Raw genomic sequence first — 19998 nt, forward strand, 5'->3', positions numbered from 1 at the left:
GAGCGGATGCGCCCCGGCCGAACCCGGAATTCCTCGTCCCTGTTCATGAAAAATGTCCTGCACCGCGCGAAAGATCACGTCGGATCAATGAGATGACGCCTCGACGCGAAGTGCGGAAAATCCAGGCACCTTGCGACAAGGCCTCAAAAACCCCGGAAAACAGCCAGCCCAACCGAGCCGCGATGTGCGGCCTTTTATCCAGCCCTCACTTTTTCTGTCCTTTTCCGGGGTTTTCGTGATTCACTTCCCCTGCGCCAAACCCACTCCCGGCGCGCTACGGACATGACCTGCGAAGAGCGTGGACGGAGTAAAAATCGTCTGCCCGGATCGTCTTAAAAAAATGCCCTGAGATGACGATGAAAGCGCACTTTCGCTGCCGGAAATGAAGAGCGACGCGGAAGTCCAGCCACCCGCCGGAGCAATGGAAAGCGGGATGGAGAAATGCGCGCTGAACGACGGGTCATCGATCAGCCGGGCGACAGATGCGACATAGGAAACCGTCTCGGCAGGCAATGGCCGACCAGTCGCCAGATGATCGTCATAGCGACCGGGACCGGCATTATAAGCGGCGAGAAACCCTGCATCGCCGTAGCGGTCATGCAGCCATCGCAGATAGGCTGCCCCGGCCGCGATGTTGTCATGTGGATCGAAGGGATCATCTCCCAGATTGAGCGTGCGGCGGACGTCCCTCCACGTGCCGGGCATAAGCTGCATCAGACCCATCGCACCGGCGCCGGAGACCGCGTGCCGATCGCCAGCACTTTCGGCACGGAGGACTGCCCGCACCCACGCTGGCGGGATCGCGTTCCGTTCCGCCGCCTGACGCACCAGATCGTCGAAATCCTGCGCGTGGGCGATGGTCGGCGAGAGCGTTAGCGCGAGCACGGCCAGCACGCCGGCGGACATAAAAAACCGGGCGCTCATTCCCGGCCTCCTGGGCGTTTTGCAGGCCGGTTCCAGACCAGTTGCCACTCGCGGCCACCACGTCCGGCCTGGAACAGTGTGGCGCGGATCGGCTGCATGAAAGTGGGATCGTCCAGGAGCACAGAAACATACTCGCCGGCACGTTCCCCGGTGCGTTTCCATCCCGCGCCCAGCTCGGGGCCAGTATCCCCGTCACCCAGGTGAATACGATAATCCGGAGCATGCTCCGCGCCATTGTTTTCCGCTGGTACGAAGGTCAGTTCAGCATCCAGCGACAGGGTGCGCACGCGTCCGGCAAAACCATCAGCGGTGCGGGTGAAAAATCCGATCTGGCTCATGGGAAAAATCCTTTCAGACAGAGTGGGAATGACGGAAAATCCGACGACCACGTCACCGTCATTGGACGGGCGGTTCGCTCTCTTTCGCGGGCAGCATGGGCGGAGCCAGAAACAGTCCCTTCCGCGCGGGATCATCCGGTTCCGGGAGGGGATCGAAATGCGGCGGCGGCTCCGCCTCTCCCGTCCTGACATGCACCGGCACGGCGCGTCCGATGACGGTGTCCATCGGCAGGACACCGAAATACCGCCCGTCCAGACTGGTTGGCACGGCAGCGTTCATGACGAAGACCTGCCCCGGCCCGAGACGTTGACAGCCCTGCCAGACCGGCAGCACCCGGCCCCGATGGTCGATGGGTTTCGCATCACCGACGGCCTTTCCGTCGATGGTGACATGCGCGCCGTTACGGCAGACACTCTGCCCCGCCAGTGCTGCCACAGGCTTTAGCAGCGGCACGCCGAAAGGCAGGTAGCCGCGTGTCGCCAGCAGCGTCGCCTCGCGCTCCGGCAGGCGGATGGCGACGATGTCACCGACGCGCACCGGGACCGTGGGCTGGATGCGATACAGCCCGACCGGAACACTCGCCGTTTCGTTCCAGACCCAGCGTGGCGCGGGATGAAACGCCAGCGAGGCACCGACGCCGAGCACGGCGAAATACGTGGTGAAAAACCAGCCGCGCCGGGTCATGACGCCGCCCTCCGGCGCAGCCACGCCTCGTGGCGCTCTGACGTGTAGGGACGCGGCTCCTGCGCCGCCGTGAGCCGGTGATGCAGATGCCGCCAGTGATCGGGACAGGCGGCGACAGGATCGATCCCCAACGCCTCCACGCCGTCGATAGCCTCCAGCACCCGGCGCACTTTTGGCCAGCCGCTCTGGCGCAGCAGGCTCTCGCCGCCGGGACGAACAAAGGGCACGGTCTGGCATGCTTCCTGCGCCCCGACGGCGCGCACGATGTCGATGCAGGACACCACAGTGCCGAAATCGTTCGCGGCCCAGCGGATGAAAGCGAACACGCTGTCCGGCGTGAAGCTCATCAGCCTGCGCCGACGGTCGAGAATGAGATCCTCTATGGGATGACCGAACCGGACCCAGTGCTCGATGCGCTTCTCGATCCAGGTCAGTTCGACCGTGGTGAGCACATCGCCCCGTAGCCGGAAAGAACAGTCGGTCATGGGACACCGACCATGCGATCCGCGACCGCTTCCCGAGCCTCTTTTTCCCGTCTCACCGGGGCTGTCGGGAAGGTGTCCGAAAGGCCGGAATCCCCTACATAATAAGTTATTATATAAGTTATATAAGTTAAGAGGCCGATTCCGCCTTCAAAACCAATGGGTTGCGCCGTTTTTCGCCAATGGTCCGACGATGAATCCGCCAACGGTCCCACGATATGATGCGCCGCCGGTCCGACGACAGGTTTCACATCGTTATCCACAGTCCCGGTGGATTGACTCGTTGGAGCGGCGCATAAAACTCCCAGTTTTCCGCCAGAAATGACACGAAACGTGTAACCTGGAACCGTGCGGGCGAGGGCTATGGCACGGATTTTGGCGGCGAAGTCGCGACGCCGGGTCAGGCTGCCCGAGCGCGCATGCAGGTCCGCCAGATCGAAGCACCATCCTCCTTCTGTCGCCCGGCATGGCGTCGCGCCAGGCGGTAAAGCCACCGCTCCAATCCCCCGCCAAGACGGAAATAGGCAGGGTCGACGCTCAGGACGCGGGAACGGTCGCAGGCGGCCTCCATCAGCCAGTCCGCCAGCGTCAGGGCCACCCCATCCTCACGGGAAATCCGGACGTCACTGATCCAGGTAAACGGCTTCTCCCGCCAGTCCGCGCCATTGCGGATGTTGGTAGCGACGGTCGTGGCCGCCAGACGCCCGAGCGCGCCGTGCAGGCGCCGATACTCGTTCGCCCCCGTCGCCCAGCCCAGATCCTGGAACAGACGCCAGGGCGTGAAGCGCACATGGCGCGATACCCACAGGTCGTGGTTCAGGCATCGACGATCTGTCCGGTCAGCCACAGCAGCACGTCCGCATCCCAGATCGTGGCCATGCCCGATCCGTCCGGTGCCGACACCGTCACACTGGCATGCCGCGCCTCGTAATCGACGGGGATGACACGCGGCGTTTTCCCCAACGGAAGAACGGGCGGCCCATTAGATCGCGGACGTCGCGGGGCCTTGCCGCCCCCGTGACCACGAAGCGGCGGTCGGGCTGACGCCAGCTATCGGCGGCTGGCATCATCGTCCGGCACTCCGCTGCGCCTTGCGAGCCCTGGCCTGCAAGCGGATGATATAGGCGCGGGGATCGGCCGGCATGGGAATGCCGCCACCATCCCCGGTGGACAGCCGGACGTTTAGATCGGCCCAGGCGCAGAGATCTTCCACGGCATAGACGATCCGGCCGCCAAGCTGGCGGTAGAGGGGACCGGTGCCGCAACTCCGGTGTTTTTCGAGGGTGCGGATGGACAGGCCAACGAAATTGGCCGCGTCCGGGGTGCGCAGATAGCGCGGTGGCAGAGTCGGCTGGACACGCATGGGGTCTTCCTCCCGGTGGATCGGGCCGCGTGCGGAATGTCGCGGCTCATGGGAGGACGCTGCCGGAGAATGAGCTGTGGGGAGGGATGACAAAGTTCAGGCCGCCAGACTGTCACCCCCCTGCTTCAGCCCCTGAAGGAGGGCGATGTGGCCGCCGTTCAGATAGAAGTCGGCACCGTCGAGGTCGCGGTAGAAAGCCCGGTGCCATGAGCTGGCACGCCACTCATTGCGGGACAGGTGCAGGATGCGCTCGCCGTAGATGCCGGCTGCGATCCGGCGCGCTGTCACCCCCGTGCGCCGGCCTTCGGCGATGCAGAGCATGCGGATCTGGCGCAGTTTCTGCTGGGGACTCAGGCGCAAGCTGGAAGGAAGAGGACCGGGCGCCTGGCCGGCAAGCAGGCGGCCGAAGCGTGCAACGCAGGCCAGACGGGTCGGGAGGTGCCCGTCATCGATGACGAACCAGGTTCCTGACGCATCGGGCTGCCGATCGACGACTATGACAAGGCGCAGCGGACCCGCCGCACTGTCCAGCACGAGATGGATGCCATCGGGACCATCATGTCGTGCCCGCTCGTATGGCGTGAGACGGGACAGGATGTCACCCCCATCGCCACGCACGGCAACCTCCGGCGCGATGTCCGGATCCCAGAATGCGGGGGCAAGCCAGGCGGGGAGATCAGGATCGACAGGGAAAACGCAACCCCCAGCGACGAGCAAAAGCGCGCCATGCCTCGGCGTCAACCTTGCCCATCGTCATGGTTGCTGCATGATCGCGCCGGTAGGCCGGATTGTGTCGCAGCCATTCCTGGGCGAGACCGGCAGAGTCGAGCCCGGCGTAGGCGCGACGAAGGGGTGCGGCATCCCACGGCCGGATTGTCGGCACGTCCCCCTCCCCCGATATGTCATGGATTCGACCCAGTATCCGGTGCGGAACCGGAACGGATAGTCCCGAAGACTCGGGGAGGTGATCCCAAACATATCCGGCAAGGTCCGGGTAGTTTCGATATTGAGGGGTAATTCACGCCAGATGGGCCGGAAACTTCGGTTTCCGCGACATCACGTGATGCCCATAGCGCATCACGGGAGAAGGCGTTTGACGTTCCGTGTATTATAATACGTAGCGCGATAATACACAAATCGTTCCTATCCTGCGGATGGACATCCGAGGACTTTTCGGCGCGAACGTGAGGCGCCTGCGGCGCGCCGCCGGTCTCAGCCAGGAGGCCCTGGCGGAACGGATGGGCGTGGACCGCGCCTATATCAGCTGGATCGAGACCGGGCGCCAGAACGCGACGCTGCTTTCGCTGTGGCATGCGTCGCAGGCGCTGGACGTGCGGCCGGCCGCGCTACTGGACGAAAGTCACTTCCCGACGGACGATCAGAAATAGGCTTCCTCACCCTACCGTATCCGCCCTCAATGGGGCGGTGGCGGCCTGTGTGATTCGATACGGGTCTGTTGTGCAAGCGCCTCTTTGAGTTCGCGCTCGATCTGTCGGCGCTCGCCTTTGCTGAGATGAAAGCTGGTGAGTTCGGCGCGCAGCATCTGGATGTAGTCGTGGTGCGTGGTCATCGTCCTGCTCCTTTCGTTTCTCGAAGACAGGACAGACGGCTCATGCCGGGGCGGACCGGGTCAGGGATCGCCGCAGGCGACCGGCTCGCCGGCGCGTGGGGGAGCCGATTTTGTCTGGCGCGCCCGGCACGGGTGCGTCGGGCAAAATTGGGGGGACCACAGTCCTTGACGCGGTTCGCCCTCGCGCATGGTACAATGGGAAGGCTGAGGGAAAGCCTCGGATTCCGCCTGCGTCTCACGTGGGGCGACCAGCACGATCGCCCGCGCCCCGGAAGATCACGCGGAAAAAAGACCCAGAAGGCCCCGCCCGGAGAGACCGGGCGGGGTTGGGTGTGGGAGGTTCAGTCCCCGTTCCGGCTGCGGGGCCGGGTCCAGATGAGAGAGTAGCCTTCCCCTTCCTCGTCGGTGAACAGGTTTGCGAAGATCGGGGCGGCGAAGGAGGGATCATCCAGCTTCAGGCTCAGATAGGTGCGCCCTTCGCTGGAGCGGCGGGTCCAGGCCGCACCGAGTTCAATCCTGCCCAGATAGACGCGGTAGTTGGGGGCGTTGTCGTTGGGACGGTTGGTTTCCACCACCAGGCGGACGTTGCGGGCCTGCAGGGCCAGAGTGACGATTTCGCCTTCGAAGCCTTCACCCACCTTCTTGAAGGAACCGATGTTAGCCATTGTCGTATCTCCATGCTGCTATCGGGCCGCGACCACCGTGGCCTCGATGGCGATCGACCAGCCGGAGGCGAGCGGCAGAGCACCCCTCGGGGCCGCAGCGCAGCGGAGGACGGCAGGGCCGGAACTTTCTTGTCTCGCGAGGAATGGCGGCGCAGCCGACAGGGGAAGAAAGTTCTGGAACGCCGTTGCGGCCAGCCGATCGAGCGCAGCCGGACTTCGGCTAGATCAGCCATCCGACAGAGGCCATGGTGTGCGAACCCGCCAGCCCCCCGGAGATGCGATGCCGGCATGACCGGTCCGTCAGGTGGGGGACGATGCGATCTGGCGCGAGACTGTCACGCTGCCACTGTTGTAAACTGGCCCCGTCCGGTGGTCGTTTCTGCCGTCCCCGATGTTACGCCGCCTTTTCACCCGCTCATGGGCAGGGTCGCCCGTGCAGTGCGACAGGCCCCCGCTCCCGGCACAGGCGCATCCTTTCAAAGCGGGCCGGATGATCCCTCGTTCGCTGCCTGCCGTCCCGGCCCTTTCACCGATGGGGTTGGCGCGGGCTTTTCATCCCAATGGACCGTCCCCGCAGACGCACGGGGCTGCCATCGAACTCCGTCCCGCCGGTTCTCCGGGTGGGGCCTTCCGGATGACGGGCGAACGTGCTTCCCGCCATCAGGTGCGCAGCGTCTGGGGAGCCCGACGTCATTGCGGCCCAGGCATCTGGCAGCAGATGTCAGGCCGCCTTCATGAAACAGTCATGGGAATGGCGCTCACGCGCCACCCCCTTTCTGGAACTTCCACACGGGAATACCCATCTGCTTGGCCTTGTCGGCCAGATTGTCCTGAATACCCGATCCCGGGAACACCATGACGCCGACGGGCAGGACTTTCAGCAGGGCGTCGTTCCGCCGGAACGGGGCGGCCTTGCCATGCCGGTTCCAGTCCGGCTTGAAGGCGATCTGGGCGACCTGCCGATGATCGGCCCAGCGGGAGGCGATGAATTCCGCCCCCTTGGGTGAGCCGCCATGTAGCAGCACCATGTCGGGATGCTTCTCGCGCACCTTGTCGAGGCGGTTCCAGATCAGATGATGGTCCTCGAAATCGAGCCCGCCGGTGACCGCGACCTTCGGTCCGGGAGGCACGAGCAGTTCGGTTTCGGCCTTGCGGCGGGCGTTGAGAAAATCGCGGCTGTCGATCATGGAGGCAGTCAGGGTGCTGCGGCTGACCAGCGAGCCGGAGCGCGGCCGCCAGGGCGACATCGTCAGGCGCTCGAACTGGTCGCAGGCGAGATCGCGGAAGATCTCGTAAGCGTTACGTCGTTCCAGCAGGGTCAGCCCCTCGGCGATGAGGCGCTCCAGTTCCACCGAGCGGATCTCGCTGCCATCCTGTTCCTGCTGGCCGCGTTTCTGCGCCTGCTCGTTGCGGTCAAGATCATGCTCCACCTGCCCGACCATGCGGTGAAAGACATTGACGGTGGACCAGAGCAGCGGTTCGAGATCGGGTTCAAGTCGCGTGTCGGTCAGCGTGGCGGACAGCGCGTCGAAGATGTCAGCGACCGCGCCCTCGATCTGGCTGGCGTCGGGCAGCGGCCTCGCGTCCGGCTCATCCTCGAACGGACGATGGCCGTAAAGCTGGAGTTCCGCCAGCACATGGGCGGTGGAAGAGGTGGCGTGGGCGGGTTCGAAATCGTCCTGTGTGCGGGTCATGGGTCTGTCCTCCGGTTCAGGCCGCGCCCCTCGCGGCCTTTCCGGGGGCGGATAGCGGCAGATGAAGGCCGGGCCGGAACCGCTCGCTCGCGCGCGGCCGGAACGCAGTGAAGGATGGCAGGGAGACGGCTATTTTGCTTCGCGATGCAAAGCGCGGCACGCGCGGCGGAAAATAGCCGGCTCCGCCATTGCAGGCCCGGCCTGGCTGACGCCCGCTCCCCTTCCTGAAAGGACGCGGGCGCGCCTCATCCGGAAACGGGACAGCCGCGCGCCACACCGGAAAGAAGCTGACCCTCACACCACCTTCCCGGCCCACCTCAGTGTGTGACCGGATGCAGGAACCGCGCCACATCCTGCGGGGCAAGCTGGGGATGCAGGATCGCCCGCATTGCGCCACGCCCGAGATAGCGGAGATCATCGTTGAAATCCGCCAGACGCGGTGACAGCACGAGGCACTCGATCCCGGCCTCCTGCGTCCGGTCCTGCAGGGTCGTCACCGCATGGTCCCCGGCGGGATCGTCATCGCGCAGCACGTAAAGGCGCCGCAGCGTATTTGGAAACACCATGGCGGCGAGATGCGCCGAGGACAGGCAGGCGGCCAGCGGCAGATCGGGCGTGATTTCATGGAGCGAGAGCACCGTCTCGATCCCCTCGCCCGCCGCCAGAACGTCGGACACCGTGCCAAAGCGCACGGCGTTGCCAAGCAGGTCGCCCATGGCCCGACGGGGCTTGGCGACGGGCGCCTTGCCGCGTCCGTCGCGCGCCAGCCAAGTGCGATGGACGCCGGTAACACGGCCAGCAAGGTCGGTCACGGCGGCGATCATCGCGGGCCAGGTCTCGGTCGGACTGTCGGTATCGGCACGATAGTAGCAATCCGGGTGGAAACGCAGGGATGACAGGTCCGTCAGACGTGTCAGGTCACGATGCCGCAGCCAGGTTTCCGCCAATGTGCTGACGATAGGGCGGGACATGGACCAGAGCCGACGTGCGGCGTCTGCGGTGCCAGATGCCTGCCCCGAAGTATCGTGGCTGAACGCATGGGAGCGGCCGCGATCCGGGGGCTGTCGTGGCTGTGGTTGCGGCAGGCAGAGAAAGTGCCGGGCCTCGTCGGCGACATCGCGAAAATCCAGCAGCCCGAGGCTTTCACGGATGATGTCGAGCAGATCGCCGTGCTGTCCTGTCGCGCCATCCGTCCATTTCCCCGCACGGCCACGGCCGTCCGGTCCACCATGCAGGCGGACATAGAGCGACCGTCCCGGCGTGTTGTGGACGTCGCCGACCAGCCAGTAATTGCCGTGCCGTCGCCCGGCCGAGAGGTAATGCCAACAGACCGCCTCGGCATTTTCAGCCAGCCTGCGGGCCAGATCGCCAGCATCCCATGACTGCGTATCTGTCATCTCACCCTCCCTGCAGGCTTGATGCCGCCATGATTCCCCCGTAACGGCAGAGGCAACGGGCACAGGCCCGAATGCAAAAGGATAGTTTCATGAAGATTGCCGATCTGGTCGATCATATCGCCACCACCACCGACACGAGCAAAACCGATACCCGCAAGGTGCTGGACGCCTGATCGAAGCGATGACCGCCGCCGCCAAGGCCGGTGATGAAATCACCCTGCCGAACTTCGGCAAGTTCAAGGTCAGGGAAGTCGCCGCCCGCGAAGGCCGCAACCCGGCCACGGGTGCGACCATCCAGATCGCGGCCTCGCGCAAGCTGGCCTTCACGCCTGCCAAGCGCTCAAGGACAGCCTGAACGACTGACCTGCCGACAGGCAAAAGGCGGCGGCCCCTGTCCGCCGCCCCTTCCCCACCACGCCACTTTCTGATGACAGGCCCGCTCATCCGACCTTCTCCATCAGCTTGCGTGCCTGCCCTCCAGATCCAGTCGTGTGTCCTGGTTGGTTTTCGTACGGGCCAACGCCGTAATACCCTGTACGAAATCGAACACGCTCTCGGGCTTGCGTCCCTCCTCGTGCAGCACAGTTTCGATGATCCTGGTGGTTTCCGGTTTGGAGAACCCACGACGACGCAGGAAACTTTCCCGATCATCATCTGTTCTGGCCACCAGTGCTTTGCGCGAGGCCTGAATGCCGGAGACGAACGACGCCGGGCTGGCCGTAGCGAAATTCCGGAGCGCCGGTGTCGCCTGATGCACGAAACGCGAGGCTGCAAACTTGCTATGCCGTATCGTGATCTGTTCGAAATTTTCCACGCCCCACAGCATCCTGTTTTGACACACTCCGCGCAAATAAAACGACGCAATACCGAGGCTTTTGCTACCGACCTCGCTGTTCCAGGCATAGAAACCCCGGAAATAGAGATCGGGGTCGCCATTGGACAGGCGTCCCGCTTCAATGGGGTGCGTGTCGTCCACAAGGAACAGGAACACATCGCGGTCCGATGCATAGAGCGTCGTGGTCTCCTTCGTGATGTCGACATAGGGATTATGGGTCATGGTGGCCCAGTCGATCACACCGGGCACCTTCCAGTTGGTATCGCCTGTGCCGTCACCGGCGATCTTGCGCACCGCACCGACCAGTTCATGGTCCCAGATGCGGCCGTAATCGGGGCCGGTCACGGCGCGCAGTTCGACGCGGCCATCTGCGGTCTCCAGCGTTTTCACCAGTTCGGCGCGGTGCGACAGCAGCCCGTGCTGCAGATTGATCGCCGCCAGTGGGGCCGGCAGGTTACGCAGGTACGACGATGGCGCACCGACCAGGCTGCACATCTGACCAAAGGACCAGTGGGTGGGCACAATCGGGTCATTCTGCCCCGGCACAGTCAGGGTCAGGCGCTCGGCATTGTCGCGCGCGGCCTCCACGCGGATGGCGCGGCTTTCCACCGTACGAGCGGTGGCCCGATCCGCCCGCGCCAGGGTCGCGGCATGCAGGTCAGACAGGGACAGGTAACGCTCGTCATCGGGGCGCGAGAACCATTCGGACGATACGCGGGTGCTGCGTTCGCCACGGGAGGGATCAATCCGGAAGCCGCCGGACGCGGCGCCACGGGACGCAGGGGGCAGGATGGTGGCTGTGGTCATGGAAAACTCTCCTCTGATGCCGGTTATTCGGCACAGAAGGCGAAGCCGCCCTCTCCCTCTTTCCGGGGTGCCGGACATAAAAAAAGCGGCTTCCGGTGCCCGGAAGCCGCTGTCTCAAAGTTCCAGACCTCATAAGGGTTACTCGGCGGCGATGGCCTCCATACCCTCGTCCACCGTTGCCGTTTCAACCGGCACTTGCTCTGCACCTCCTGCCGTGCGCAACGCCTCGGGCAGCCAGCCCGAACCATCCAGCAGCCGCTCGGCCTCGCGCGCCATGTCGGGCTTTTTCAGGTGGGCAATACGGTCAGCCGCCTCGTCACCGCGTGCTTCCCGCACCGCCTGCAGGATGCGCGCCTTGGTCACCCGGCCGAGATAGTTCTCGACCGTCGGCTGCCAGCCCGCCTCAACCAGATCAAGGCTGAGGGCCGACGCCAGACGATCGGCCCGCTTGAGGCGCTCGGTGACGCTGCGCTGAGACACCGCGCCGTAGGCGGGCATGCGCTCGTAGAGTGCGTTGACCCCGAAGGACAGGCAATGCGCCAGCAGAGCCATTCGACTGGCATCGTCCAGCCCGTCGATCCAGCGCCACAGCGCATCCTCGTCATCGGGCAGGTCGTGCTTCCAGCCTTCGTTGCGCTGGCGCAGCGCGTGGGCCGGCACACTGCCCGGCATATCGGGCGAATGGACCGGCAGAGAAATTTCCCGGACATAGGCTTCCAGGCAGTCCGCACCCGATGTCTGCCAGTAAACATCACGCACCAGCGTATGCAGCATTTCGGTCAGCGCGATGTGCGGGTTGCTGGCAAAAGCATCCCGCAGGGCGAGCGTGCGCCAGGCCGTCAGTTCAGTGAGAAGCCGGTCAGGCAGTGGTTTAATCCCGTCTTCTTCCTCGGGCTCGACGTCGGGAGCGATGTTGTCGCCCTCCTGATAACCATGGCCTGTGCTATCATGGTCCTGCCCATCATATGCGGGGCGATCGTATTCATCGGCGCTGCCCGCATCATCGGTCTCTTCCGGCTCAGTCGGCATGTCCTCGGGTAGGACGAAGCCCCGCTCCACCTGCAGCGTGCCATCGCTGGCAAGGCTGACGAAGGCCCCGGCCCGCGCCATGTCAGCGGGATCGAATGCGAGGGGACGGGCTTCCAGGGCAAGAATGGCCTGTTCGATCTCGCCCAGCTGTGCATCCACCTCATCAGGGTATTCATCGGCCTGGGCGTATTCAGCCTCGATGGCTTCCTGCTCGGCACGCAGGGCTTCAAGACGGGCTGTCTCGTCATCGGTCAGGGGCACTTCCGTGCCATCGATCTCGACGAACTGCCTTGTGTGCCCCCATGGGAACGACAGGGCGGTTTCGACCCACTTCCAGCCCTCGGCGCGGACCTGTTCAGCCGCCTCCTGCAGCTTTTCCATGACCAGCCGGTCCAGAATGGCCGGATCCTGCAGCCAGCCGCCGTCATCGGCCTCGAACAGGTCGCGCATGATAGGCCCACCGGCCGCGAGATAGGTGTCCAGTCCGACGAAGCGCACGCGACGGTCCGAAGCCCGCACGGTTTTCTCCGTCAGCATGCGGCGAATAACATAGGGCTCGCGGTTATGGCTCTGGCTGACAATCTCCCAGACCTGCTCCTGGCGGGCATGGTCATCGCTGATGGAAAAGGCCATCAGCTTCTCCAGGTTCATGCCGTCCTGCTCATAGATATCCAGCAGCTTGTCGGACACGGTCATCAGCCGCAGGCGCTGTCTGACCACGGTCGGTGCGACGAAGAACGCTGCGGCGACTTCCTCCTCGGACATGCCTTTCTCCAGCATGTCACGGAAGGCACGGAACTGGTCCAGCGGATGCAGGGCCACGCGCTGAACATTTTCGGCAAGGGAATCATCCTCGGCAAGGATGGCCGATCCGGCCTCGCGCACGACGCACGGCACGGGCGCCGTCTTAGCCAGTTTCTTCTGCTTCACCAGCAGTTCGAGGGCACGGAAACGACGCCCACCGGCAGGCACTTCATAGCTGCCGGTTTCGACACCAGCATCATCAAGGACGGGGCGGACGTTAAGGCTCTGCAGCAACCCGCGGCGCTCGATGTCGCGGGCCAGTTCCTCAATCGACAGGCCGGACTTCACACGCCGCACGTTGGACTGGGACAGCACCAACCGGTTGAAGGGGATGTCGCGGGACGAACTCAGGCTGATTTTGGGAATAGCGGTCGCCATGGCGAAACACTCCATGACGGGCGAACAGGAGACTCTCTCCCATCCTCTCAACCCGTCACGAAAATCCGCGCAGCCCTCTGACTCTGAAGGCCCCGGACGCACCCAAAATCCGCGGCCTTTTCCCGGCAGGAAAGCGGGGGAGAGCGGTCAGGCTGCTTTGGAGCGCCCAGCCGACGTTTCCTGCCGTTCATTCAATTGCGTGTGACGGCTACTGTGCGTCCAATTCGGACATTATCAGCATGCGAGAGACCACCCGAAGGCAGACGTCGGAGAACTTGAAAAAGTAGCAAAGCCCCAATCCCGTTTATTGGGGGCTTGAATTCGGCTATTGTTTGCCTGAAGCTGACCCGCGAAGATATAAGCATCATAGAAGGAATGTTGCAAATTGGCTCAAGTAGACGATGACAAGAAGAGGCTGATTTTAAGTCGAACAATTTCAACCCTGCAGAGCCTGCTTATCTTTGCGACTGAGGTAAAAATACAAAAATATTTGTCCCTGAAGAATGCTATGAATTTTCGGGATTTTGAAGCAGAGATTGCTGCGAAGGGGGATGACTCCTCTATTAAGGGCACAGGAGTGTTGGCGACCCGCTCAGAAATTGAAAAGTCATTGCCGCGCTACAAGCAAGATTTTTTACATGATGACGTCGACGTCGGGGCCATGAACTGGGAGCATATATAGATACATTTCCGCTAGCGGCAGCATCTGCATCGCATGTTTTTACCCTAATAGAAGTGTTTGGCGATGACGTAGCCGAGATAATAAATTCTGGAGGAATTGCTCAAAACAAAGCTTGGCATGAGGATGTTAGAGGATTGGCTGATCTAAGAGACCCTGTTCAGTTGCAAAGGGCGCAGCAAGGTTTTGGAAAACACTTTGGGGTCTCGGCGAGCGATGTGCCGGAAATCGCCGCACGACGAATGGTGGAAATAAAGAAGATTAGAAATGATTATTCGCATGAAGCAAATGCCTCTGTGAATTTCCAAGAATTCTTTCAGGATGCCGTTGCAATTGTGTGCCACATTGCATTTCTTACAACTGAAGTAGATAGAATATCCGTCTATCCTTGGGAAGATTATCTTGACACATTCGAACCGCAATCGAAAGTTTGAAACAACTGTACGCTACCAACCAGTCAGCCGCCCACAATTTAATTCGTCGCTGGGCGCGGGGCAGATTATAACATATCGTCCGTGGTCAATCGTCTCGAGAGCACTAGAGATATTCACTGTGCGGCGGCCTATACATGCTTCGACAGTCTTACCCGAGGTAATCCAGCATAAGCCGGTTCAAATGTTCGCTATTCAGGCTAAGTTCTAAAAAGCCGACAGTTAGTTTCTGGCCCAACTCGCCCGCAAGAGGTCGTGCTGCTCATGTCCAAAAGGAGGGCGATTGTCGCCTGCCCGCTAAGACCGGGAAAACGAACAATCCTCTGTCGAGCCCCCGGACGAAAAACGATCGATATGGGAAGCAGTGTGTCTCGGCAGTCTCAACCCGCTGCAGGTGTGTCCTCAGTCATCGCCGAGAGAACGAATGATTCGCGCCGGATTTCCTCCTACAAGGCAGTTCCGGGGAACGTCCTTCGTGACGACAGAACCTGCGGCTACAACCGAGTTTTCGCCAACCGTCACCCCGCCAATGATCGTTACGCCGGCTGCAATCCAGACGTTTCTCTCGATCACGATGGGTTTTGCGACAACGCAAGCGCGCCGTTGGGACGGCGCAACAGGGTGGCTCGACGTGACGAGGCTCACATTTGGCCCGATCATCACATCATCGCCAATGTCGATCCCGCCCAGATCGTACAGTGTGCAGTTCTGATTGATAAAGACATTGCGCCCAACACGGATATGCTCGCCGCCACTCGTATAGAATGGCGGTATGAGCGAAAAGCTGTCATCCACCTTCTGGCCGATGAGATCGCTGAACACAGCCCGGATTTTGTCCGCCTCGTCATATGTCAAACAGTTGAGAACCGGCGTAATCGCCATGGCTCGCCTGATGCCTGCCACCATAGCCGCTGATTCTGGCGTTCTTCCGGGAATGACCTTGGTAGGATCGCCCTTCGACATGCGTTATTTTCCTCGGGTTTCGACTGAGCATCCGTTCCCGCATGCAAGGACGACACGGAGATTAGCTCAACGTAGCCACAAAATAAATGCACCGGAACCAGCCCAACCGCAGGCGTCCATGGTGTACCGCGCGATGGTGGCTTCCGGGAAGGAAACTAGCCCGTGACTATGCCCAGGATATCCATCCTGTGACAGCTTCCTGCATCACGTCGTATAAAAATCTGGATCCCATTTAGTTATGACGACAACGTTTTCCTGTGAAGCGCTGACGGCAGCTGGAGCGTTGCCACCAACAACAGGGCATGAAACATGCAGAGCAGGCCGAATGTTTCGGTGAATGCGCCTGAAATGGCATGGGGAATGGCGGCGGTCGGCAGTTGCCATCCAAGAAACGTGGCGCAGAGCGTTGTTATGGTTGGCCCACCAATCCGCTGCACGATGTTCAGCGCGGTCGTCGCCATAGGAATGTCCGGCCGTGCAACGGACGCATAACCCGCGCTCATAGCAGGAATCCCGACTGTGCCGATGCCGGCCCCACGCAGAAACAGGGCAATGCCCAATATGCCAACATTCAGGCCGGTATAAGCAAGGACAGCGAGTAGCAGCGAGCCGACACAGGCGCAGAGTGCGCCACAACTGGTCAACCTGCGGATACCAAAGCGGTCCGTAAGATGTCCCATCAGGGGATAGGTACACATCATCCCCAGCCCCAGCGGCAGCATGAACAGGCCAGTCCGGTCGGATGAGACGCCACAGGCATGAATGAGCCATACCGGTAGCAGCATCTGTCCGGCAAACGTCACCCCATTCAACAGGAACATGGTCGTCGCGGCCGCTGAAAACGCAGGCGTGTGAAACAGCCTGAGATCAATCAGCGCGCTGTCACCTTTCCGTTGCGCCCAACGGAAGTACGCAACAAACAGCAGCAGAGCACCGCACAGGACTATTTGCCCGAGAAGCTGGCCCGCATGATCGGTTCCATAAAGAAGAAAACTCAGCGCGGGCGCTAGCAAGGCCAGCCCCGTCATATCAAGCGAGCGGGGTCGCACCTCAGCCCGATCGTCAGGCAGAAACAGGACGGCAAGTACGAGCGCCAGCAGACCAAATGGCAGGTTGAGAAGAAAGATCCACCGCCAGGACGCCACCGACAGGATCGCGCCCGCGACGACCGGCCCGAGAAGCGGGGCAAGCAGGACCGGCATGGTGACGGCACTGGCCACTTTTGGCAAATGGCTGCCCGCTGCGCGGGCAACCATCATCTGCGCCATAGGTGCAAGCAATCCCCCCGCCATCCCTTGCAAGAGGCGGAATGTGATGAGTGACGAAGCGGACCATGCCAGGGCACAGAGACCTGAAGTAATCGTAAAAGCACCGAAACACCCCACATAAACCGCCCTGCCGCCAATACGGCCCACAAGCCAGCCACTCAACGGCAGTGTCAGGGCAAGTGCCAACAGATAGCCGCTCACCACCCATTGGATGACCGAAAATGGTGCGTGCAGTGTCGTGACGAGATCCGGTAGCGAGACATTCACGATCGTCGCATCCAGTTGCGACATGAAAGACCCGATCGCCGCGACACTGACGATTTTCCAGATGCCCGCCGGAAGTCGGGCGGGCTCTTGCGATTGCGGCAAAGCTGTTGCTTTCAGATTTATGTCACGGCGTTGAAGGGCTGCGGGCCGCTATTTTGCTCAGGGCTCCAGAGTGATGGCGTCACTGGTCGTAACGCGGCCGAGCATCGGGAAAACATGGTCACAGGCAAAACGCTGCATTTCTTCGGCGAAAGTGGATGTCAGATCTTCCGCGATCACCACGCCATAACCGTGCTCATGTGCAGCGCGGGCTGTGGACTCGACACCCATATTCGTTGCGATGCCACCCAGCACGATCGTCGTGATTCCGCGCCGCCGAAGCTGAAGATCCAGGTCGGTTCCATAGAAGGCACCCCACTGTTTCTTTGTGACTAGCAGGTCTGTCGGCTCGGCCAGCCCCTCGACCAGTTCGGTCCAGTCAGGGGTAAATCCACCCGGAGGCGGCGCAAAAGGACGATCGACCTCGGTATGCACGGCGTCGGCGAAATCGGGAGCAAAGGCGACATTGACCAGAATGACGGGCGAACCTGCGGCCCGAAACCGGGATGCAAGCTTTTTGGAGCGTTCGACAACCGCCTCTCCCGTGAAAGGAGCCAGCGTCCGATCGACAATACCTTTCTGGAGATCAATCAGGATCAGGGCGGTCCGGGGCGCTGAAAGAGAAATCATGACGGTTCTTCCCTGCTGGTTCATGCGGGTCGGATCTGTTGTCCGGGTAGCGCGGAACTGGCAAAAATTGAGGAGACACTCAAACAGGGGTATATTTGAGTATGGACTCAAATACGTCAAGTGAGAAACGGGGGACACTTCAGCCACGCCGCGCAGTCGGGCGGCAGCGGGTGGCAGAGCTGCTTGCGGCTGCGTCCGATCTCATGGCGGAACATGGGTACGAAGCCACCACAATGGCGGAGATCGCCAGCAGGGCCGGCGCGAAGATCGGTTCGCTCTACCGTTTCTTCCCCAACAAGGAGGCCGTCGGGGAAGCACTCTTGCAGCAACACATGGCGATCGTGCATGACGAATATGAAGCGCTGGCAAGGCGCGCAGCGGATCTTTCGCCTGAACAACTGGCTGACATCCTGATTGACCTGCTGGCGGTGCTTTATCCGCGTGTAAAATCCCTTCCGGCGCTGATGGAAGCGCATACTGACCGGCCGGAAATCCGTGACCGATCACGCCAGCAGCTTTGGCCGGTATTTCGGCCGCCCTGCGGGTGTGCGCGCCCGGACTGGACGAACAGACGGCCGGCGATATTGCGGCGGTTGTCCTGAACAATATGAAGGTCATGCTGGGCATGACCCTGAAGGACGCTCCGACGACACCTGGTGCTCCGGATGAACTGCGCCGCATGAACAGGCTCTATCTTTGCGCACGTCTCACACCCTGCCGGGGGACAAGGGCGGGCCAGGTTTCCGGGGACAGTTATTGATTCGCTGGAACAATACGGGCCGGAGAATACCTGTCAGCGAAAATCGACTCCTTACCTGACGATGTATCGACGGCAGATGTTGAAACCGCATGTCGACAATTCTGCTGCTCTGACTGCGGACTGCAGAGGAGAAAACTGACACCAGACATTTGGTCCGCTCATGTCAGCTTTGGGGGTGAACAGAAGGTCGGTTATTGGGAAGGGATGACCGAAACCAGCCATTTGCAGCGTTCACGCTCATGACAACTCACGACCAAGCCCGGTTATTCATTTCAACTCCGAGAACCGTCCGGTCGAAATGGAAGTTACCGACTGTCCTGTGACATCATCACCTCGGCCATATCTGCGACTTAAAGACTGTCATTTTTCGAGGTATCAAAATATTCCGGTATCCATACAATGGATCAGTCCGCTACAACCCTTATAGGGGCTTGGTTCGCACGACGATCAGGATTCCTTGCTTGTGTAGAAAGGGAATGAATGCTCGTCGCGAACACGGGAAAGACCGATCACTCAGTATTTATCCCGGACATCATCAAAAATGCCGACGAGATTTTCATCGCGGTGGCGTTCCTGAAGCGCGCAGGCGCTGATCTCATTGCACCGCTGCTAGAAAAGCGCCTCGCAATGGGCGCGAACGTCGAACTCTTTATCGGGACAGACTTCTTCCTTACGGATCCAGCCGCGCTCGAAAGCTTCTTGGCGTTGAAAGACCGTCACCGGGCCTGCAAGATTCGTGTCGCCGACCGTGCGGCCGCGACTTTTCACCCAAAGGCGTATATGTCGCGACGGGGCAACCAGTATCGTAGCCTGATCGGCTCGGCGAACCTTACGGGCGGTGCGCTCAGCACCAACGAGGAGCTTTCGCTGTGTGTGGACCATAGCGTCGATAACCCGCTCACAACCCAGTTGATAGCCACCTTTGATCGCTACAGACAATCACCGCGATTCCAAGAGTTGGACTCTCTTGTCCTTGAGCAATATGCTTCCCGTCACGCAATCGATGCGCGTGAGCGTAAAAAGTATGAAAAAGCGAGGGACAACGCACTCCCGTCCGCATTCGATCTCCGCGTCATCGAGAATTGGTACCGGCTCTATCGAGCGGATGCTAAGGCGATGTCAGACCTCAGGGAACGCAAGCAACGGCGCGTCGACGCGCTTCGCGTTCAGACTGCCATCGCTGCCCTTGCAGGGACCCCGCTCAACGCAACGACGAAAGCGACATTCCAAGCGCACTTCCGCGACCTTATGACCAGCAATGGCGGCCGGCACCTCTGGGGTTCTGGCGATATCCACCGGCGCGGCAGCGAGGCCCTCGACCACCCGAAGGAGGTCATCGACTTATTCGCCCTCGGTCGATCAGCAGCCACCATGCCGGCGCGCGATGGCTATGACGCCATGCGCAAGGCAGGGGAACCAATCCCAGGGGTCGGCCTCAACATGGCAACCGAGATCCTCTGTACCTTCGCACCCGACCACTATGCGGTCTATAACGGGAACACCGTGGGCGCGCTGAACGCACTCGGCATCACAGCCCCGACGCACCCAAATTTCAGGGCCATCTCCCCGCCACGATACGAGAAGCTCTGCGCTACAATACACGCGCTCGGCAGACGGATTGGGGGAGCAAATTTCTCCGAGACCGATGCCTTTCTGAACTGGATCTATTGGAAAGTGAAAGACGGTCGCGGGCATAAAGAGAGCGCTTGAACGTAGCCGCTGGTCACGACCAGCACAGCATAATCGTGTATTTCTCAGTAGAACTCTGTCTGTGTCCGGTTCCTGAACTCCACTCAGTCGCTATGCACTGAGTGGAGTTCAGTCCGCTATGCGGAAGGTTAAATAGAAGCCCCTTGAAGGCGACTGCCGCCGGTCTGCTTCAAATTCATTGAACAGACCGGCGGTTAAGTGGGGAGAAACAGAACGTCGG

General features: G+C 61.3%; 20 protein-coding genes and 4 pseudogenes. 7 read left to right on the forward strand and 17 right to left on the reverse strand.

What is annotated here, in order from left to right; all coding sequences use genetic code 11:
* Positions 1-239: hypothetical protein (locus JCM25156_RS30140; RefSeq protein WP_206777843.1), on the forward strand; the 239-nt coding region annotated here is incomplete at its 5' end.
* 1 nt (position 240) lies between these two features.
* Here JCM25156_RS30140 and JCM25156_RS01605 read toward each other — a convergent pair.
* From JCM25156_RS01605 to JCM25156_RS30445, 8 genes and pseudogenes are all read right to left on the reverse strand, one after another.
* Positions 241-924, reverse strand: coding sequence for a lytic transglycosylase domain-containing protein (locus JCM25156_RS01605; protein ID WP_025811796.1), 684 nt, complete (start codon positions 922-924; stop codon positions 241-243).
* Complete coding sequence (locus tag JCM25156_RS01610; protein WP_007396840.1) at positions 921-1262, reverse strand: DUF736 domain-containing protein; 342 nt, start codon at positions 1260-1262, stop codon at positions 921-923. The genes JCM25156_RS01605 and JCM25156_RS01610 overlap by 4 nt, the downstream gene beginning before the upstream one ends.
* Before the next feature lie 58 nt (positions 1263-1320).
* Entirely contained in the window at positions 1321-1947 is a 627-nt protein-coding gene (locus JCM25156_RS01615; protein WP_025811798.1) for a S26 family signal peptidase, read from the reverse strand.
* Positions 1944-2432 carry a DUF2840 domain-containing protein gene (locus tag JCM25156_RS01620; protein WP_025811800.1) on the reverse strand — a complete coding sequence of 163 codons (489 nt, stop codon included), beginning with the start codon at positions 2430-2432 and terminating at the stop codon, positions 1944-1946. Before JCM25156_RS01620 ends, JCM25156_RS01615 begins: the two co-directional genes overlap by 4 nt.
* Positions 2429-3499, reverse strand: a pseudogene (locus tag JCM25156_RS20620) (replication initiator protein A). Before JCM25156_RS20620 ends, JCM25156_RS01620 begins: the two are co-directional and overlap by 4 nt.
* On the reverse strand, positions 3496-3792 hold the full coding sequence (locus JCM25156_RS01635) for a helix-turn-helix transcriptional regulator (RefSeq protein WP_007396844.1): 297 nt from the start codon (positions 3790-3792) through the stop codon (positions 3496-3498). Before JCM25156_RS01635 ends, JCM25156_RS20620 begins: the two are co-directional and overlap by 4 nt.
* A gap of 96 nt (positions 3793-3888) precedes the next feature.
* Positions 3889-4509: a DUF2285 domain-containing protein gene (locus JCM25156_RS01640; RefSeq protein WP_084296396.1), complete on the reverse strand. Its 621-nt coding sequence runs from the start codon at positions 4507-4509 to the stop codon at positions 3889-3891.
* Positions 4469-4675 carry a transcriptional regulator domain-containing protein gene (locus JCM25156_RS30445; RefSeq protein WP_007396847.1) on the reverse strand — a complete coding sequence of 69 codons (207 nt, stop codon included), beginning with the start codon at positions 4673-4675 and terminating at the stop codon, positions 4469-4471. The genes JCM25156_RS01640 and JCM25156_RS30445 overlap by 41 nt, the downstream gene beginning before the upstream one ends.
* A 271-nt stretch (positions 4676-4946) precedes the next feature.
* Here JCM25156_RS30445 and JCM25156_RS01645 point away from each other — a divergent pair, with 271 nt between their 5' ends.
* The gene (locus JCM25156_RS01645; RefSeq protein WP_015074649.1) at positions 4947-5180 is read left to right on the forward strand and encodes a helix-turn-helix domain-containing protein; all 234 of its coding nucleotides are present in this window, start codon (positions 4947-4949) and stop codon (positions 5178-5180) included.
* Between the two features lie 26 nt (positions 5181-5206).
* Here the strand turns inward: JCM25156_RS01645 and JCM25156_RS29725 are convergent, their stop codons facing one another.
* The 4 genes from JCM25156_RS29725 to JCM25156_RS01665 form a co-directional block, all read right to left on the reverse strand.
* Complete coding sequence (locus JCM25156_RS29725; protein WP_183482165.1) at positions 5207-5362, reverse strand: hypothetical protein; 156 nt, start codon at positions 5360-5362, stop codon at positions 5207-5209.
* 341 nt (positions 5363-5703) lie between these two features.
* Positions 5704-6027, reverse strand: a complete 324-nt coding sequence (locus tag JCM25156_RS01655) for a DUF736 domain-containing protein (protein ID WP_025811810.1) — start codon at positions 6025-6027, stop codon at positions 5704-5706.
* A gap of 758 nt (positions 6028-6785) precedes the next feature.
* Positions 6786-7721, reverse strand: a complete 936-nt coding sequence (locus JCM25156_RS01660) for a DUF2493 domain-containing protein (protein ID WP_025811811.1) — start codon at positions 7719-7721, stop codon at positions 6786-6788.
* A gap of 317 nt (positions 7722-8038) precedes the next feature.
* Positions 8039-9118 (reverse strand): DUF7146 domain-containing protein, encoded by a 1080-nt coding sequence (locus JCM25156_RS01665; protein WP_025811813.1) that lies wholly within the window; start codon positions 9116-9118, stop codon positions 8039-8041.
* Positions 9119-9207: 89 nt separating this feature from the next.
* Here JCM25156_RS01665 and JCM25156_RS20625 point away from each other — a divergent pair.
* Positions 9208-9481, forward strand: a pseudogene (locus JCM25156_RS20625) (HU family DNA-binding protein).
* Between the two features lie 77 nt (positions 9482-9558).
* Here the strand turns inward: JCM25156_RS20625 and JCM25156_RS20630 are convergent.
* Together JCM25156_RS20630 and JCM25156_RS01680 are read right to left on the reverse strand one after the other, a co-directional pair.
* Positions 9559-10760 (reverse strand): annotated as a pseudogene (locus JCM25156_RS20630) (DUF932 domain-containing protein).
* A 138-nt stretch (positions 10761-10898) separates the two neighbouring features.
* Positions 10899-12971: a ParB/RepB/Spo0J family partition protein gene (locus JCM25156_RS01680; protein WP_025811815.1), complete on the reverse strand. Its 2073-nt coding sequence runs from the start codon at positions 12969-12971 to the stop codon at positions 10899-10901.
* Positions 12972-13356: 385 nt separating this feature from the next.
* On the opposite strand from JCM25156_RS01680, the gene JCM25156_RS01685 reads away from it, so the two are divergent.
* Positions 13357-13653 (forward strand): hypothetical protein, encoded by a 297-nt coding sequence (locus JCM25156_RS01685; RefSeq protein WP_025811817.1) that lies wholly within the window; start codon positions 13357-13359, stop codon positions 13651-13653.
* Positions 13654-13706: 53 nt separating this feature from the next.
* On the forward strand, positions 13707-14084 hold the full coding sequence (locus JCM25156_RS28470) for a hypothetical protein (RefSeq protein ID WP_148299271.1): 378 nt from the start codon (positions 13707-13709) through the stop codon (positions 14082-14084).
* Between the two features lie 399 nt (positions 14085-14483).
* Here the strand turns inward: JCM25156_RS28470 and JCM25156_RS01690 are convergent, their stop codons facing one another.
* The 3 genes from JCM25156_RS01690 to JCM25156_RS01700 form a co-directional block, all read right to left on the reverse strand.
* Positions 14484-15044 carry a sugar O-acetyltransferase gene (locus tag JCM25156_RS01690; RefSeq protein ID WP_025811819.1) on the reverse strand — a complete coding sequence of 187 codons (561 nt, stop codon included), beginning with the start codon at positions 15042-15044 and terminating at the stop codon, positions 14484-14486.
* Between the two features lie 236 nt (positions 15045-15280).
* Positions 15281-16681, reverse strand: coding sequence for a DHA2 family efflux MFS transporter permease subunit (locus JCM25156_RS01695; RefSeq protein WP_183482173.1), 1401 nt, complete (start codon positions 16679-16681; stop codon positions 15281-15283).
* Positions 16682-16738: 57 nt separating this feature from the next.
* Positions 16739-17308 carry a hydrolase gene (locus JCM25156_RS01700; protein WP_025811823.1) on the reverse strand — a complete coding sequence of 190 codons (570 nt, stop codon included), beginning with the start codon at positions 17306-17308 and terminating at the stop codon, positions 16739-16741.
* Positions 17309-17409: 101 nt separating this feature from the next.
* Between JCM25156_RS01700 and JCM25156_RS20635 the strand changes: the two are divergent.
* A pseudogene (locus JCM25156_RS20635) lies at positions 17410-18068 on the forward strand (TetR/AcrR family transcriptional regulator).
* A 480-nt stretch (positions 18069-18548) separates the two neighbouring features.
* A complete protein-coding gene (locus JCM25156_RS01710) occupies positions 18549-19778 on the forward strand; it encodes a phospholipase D-like domain-containing protein (RefSeq protein WP_025811825.1) in 1230 nt (409 codons plus the stop codon).
* The last annotated feature ends 220 nt before the right edge of the window (positions 19779-19998 follow it).

The sequence above is a fragment of the Komagataeibacter kakiaceti JCM 25156 genome (assembly GCF_000613305.1).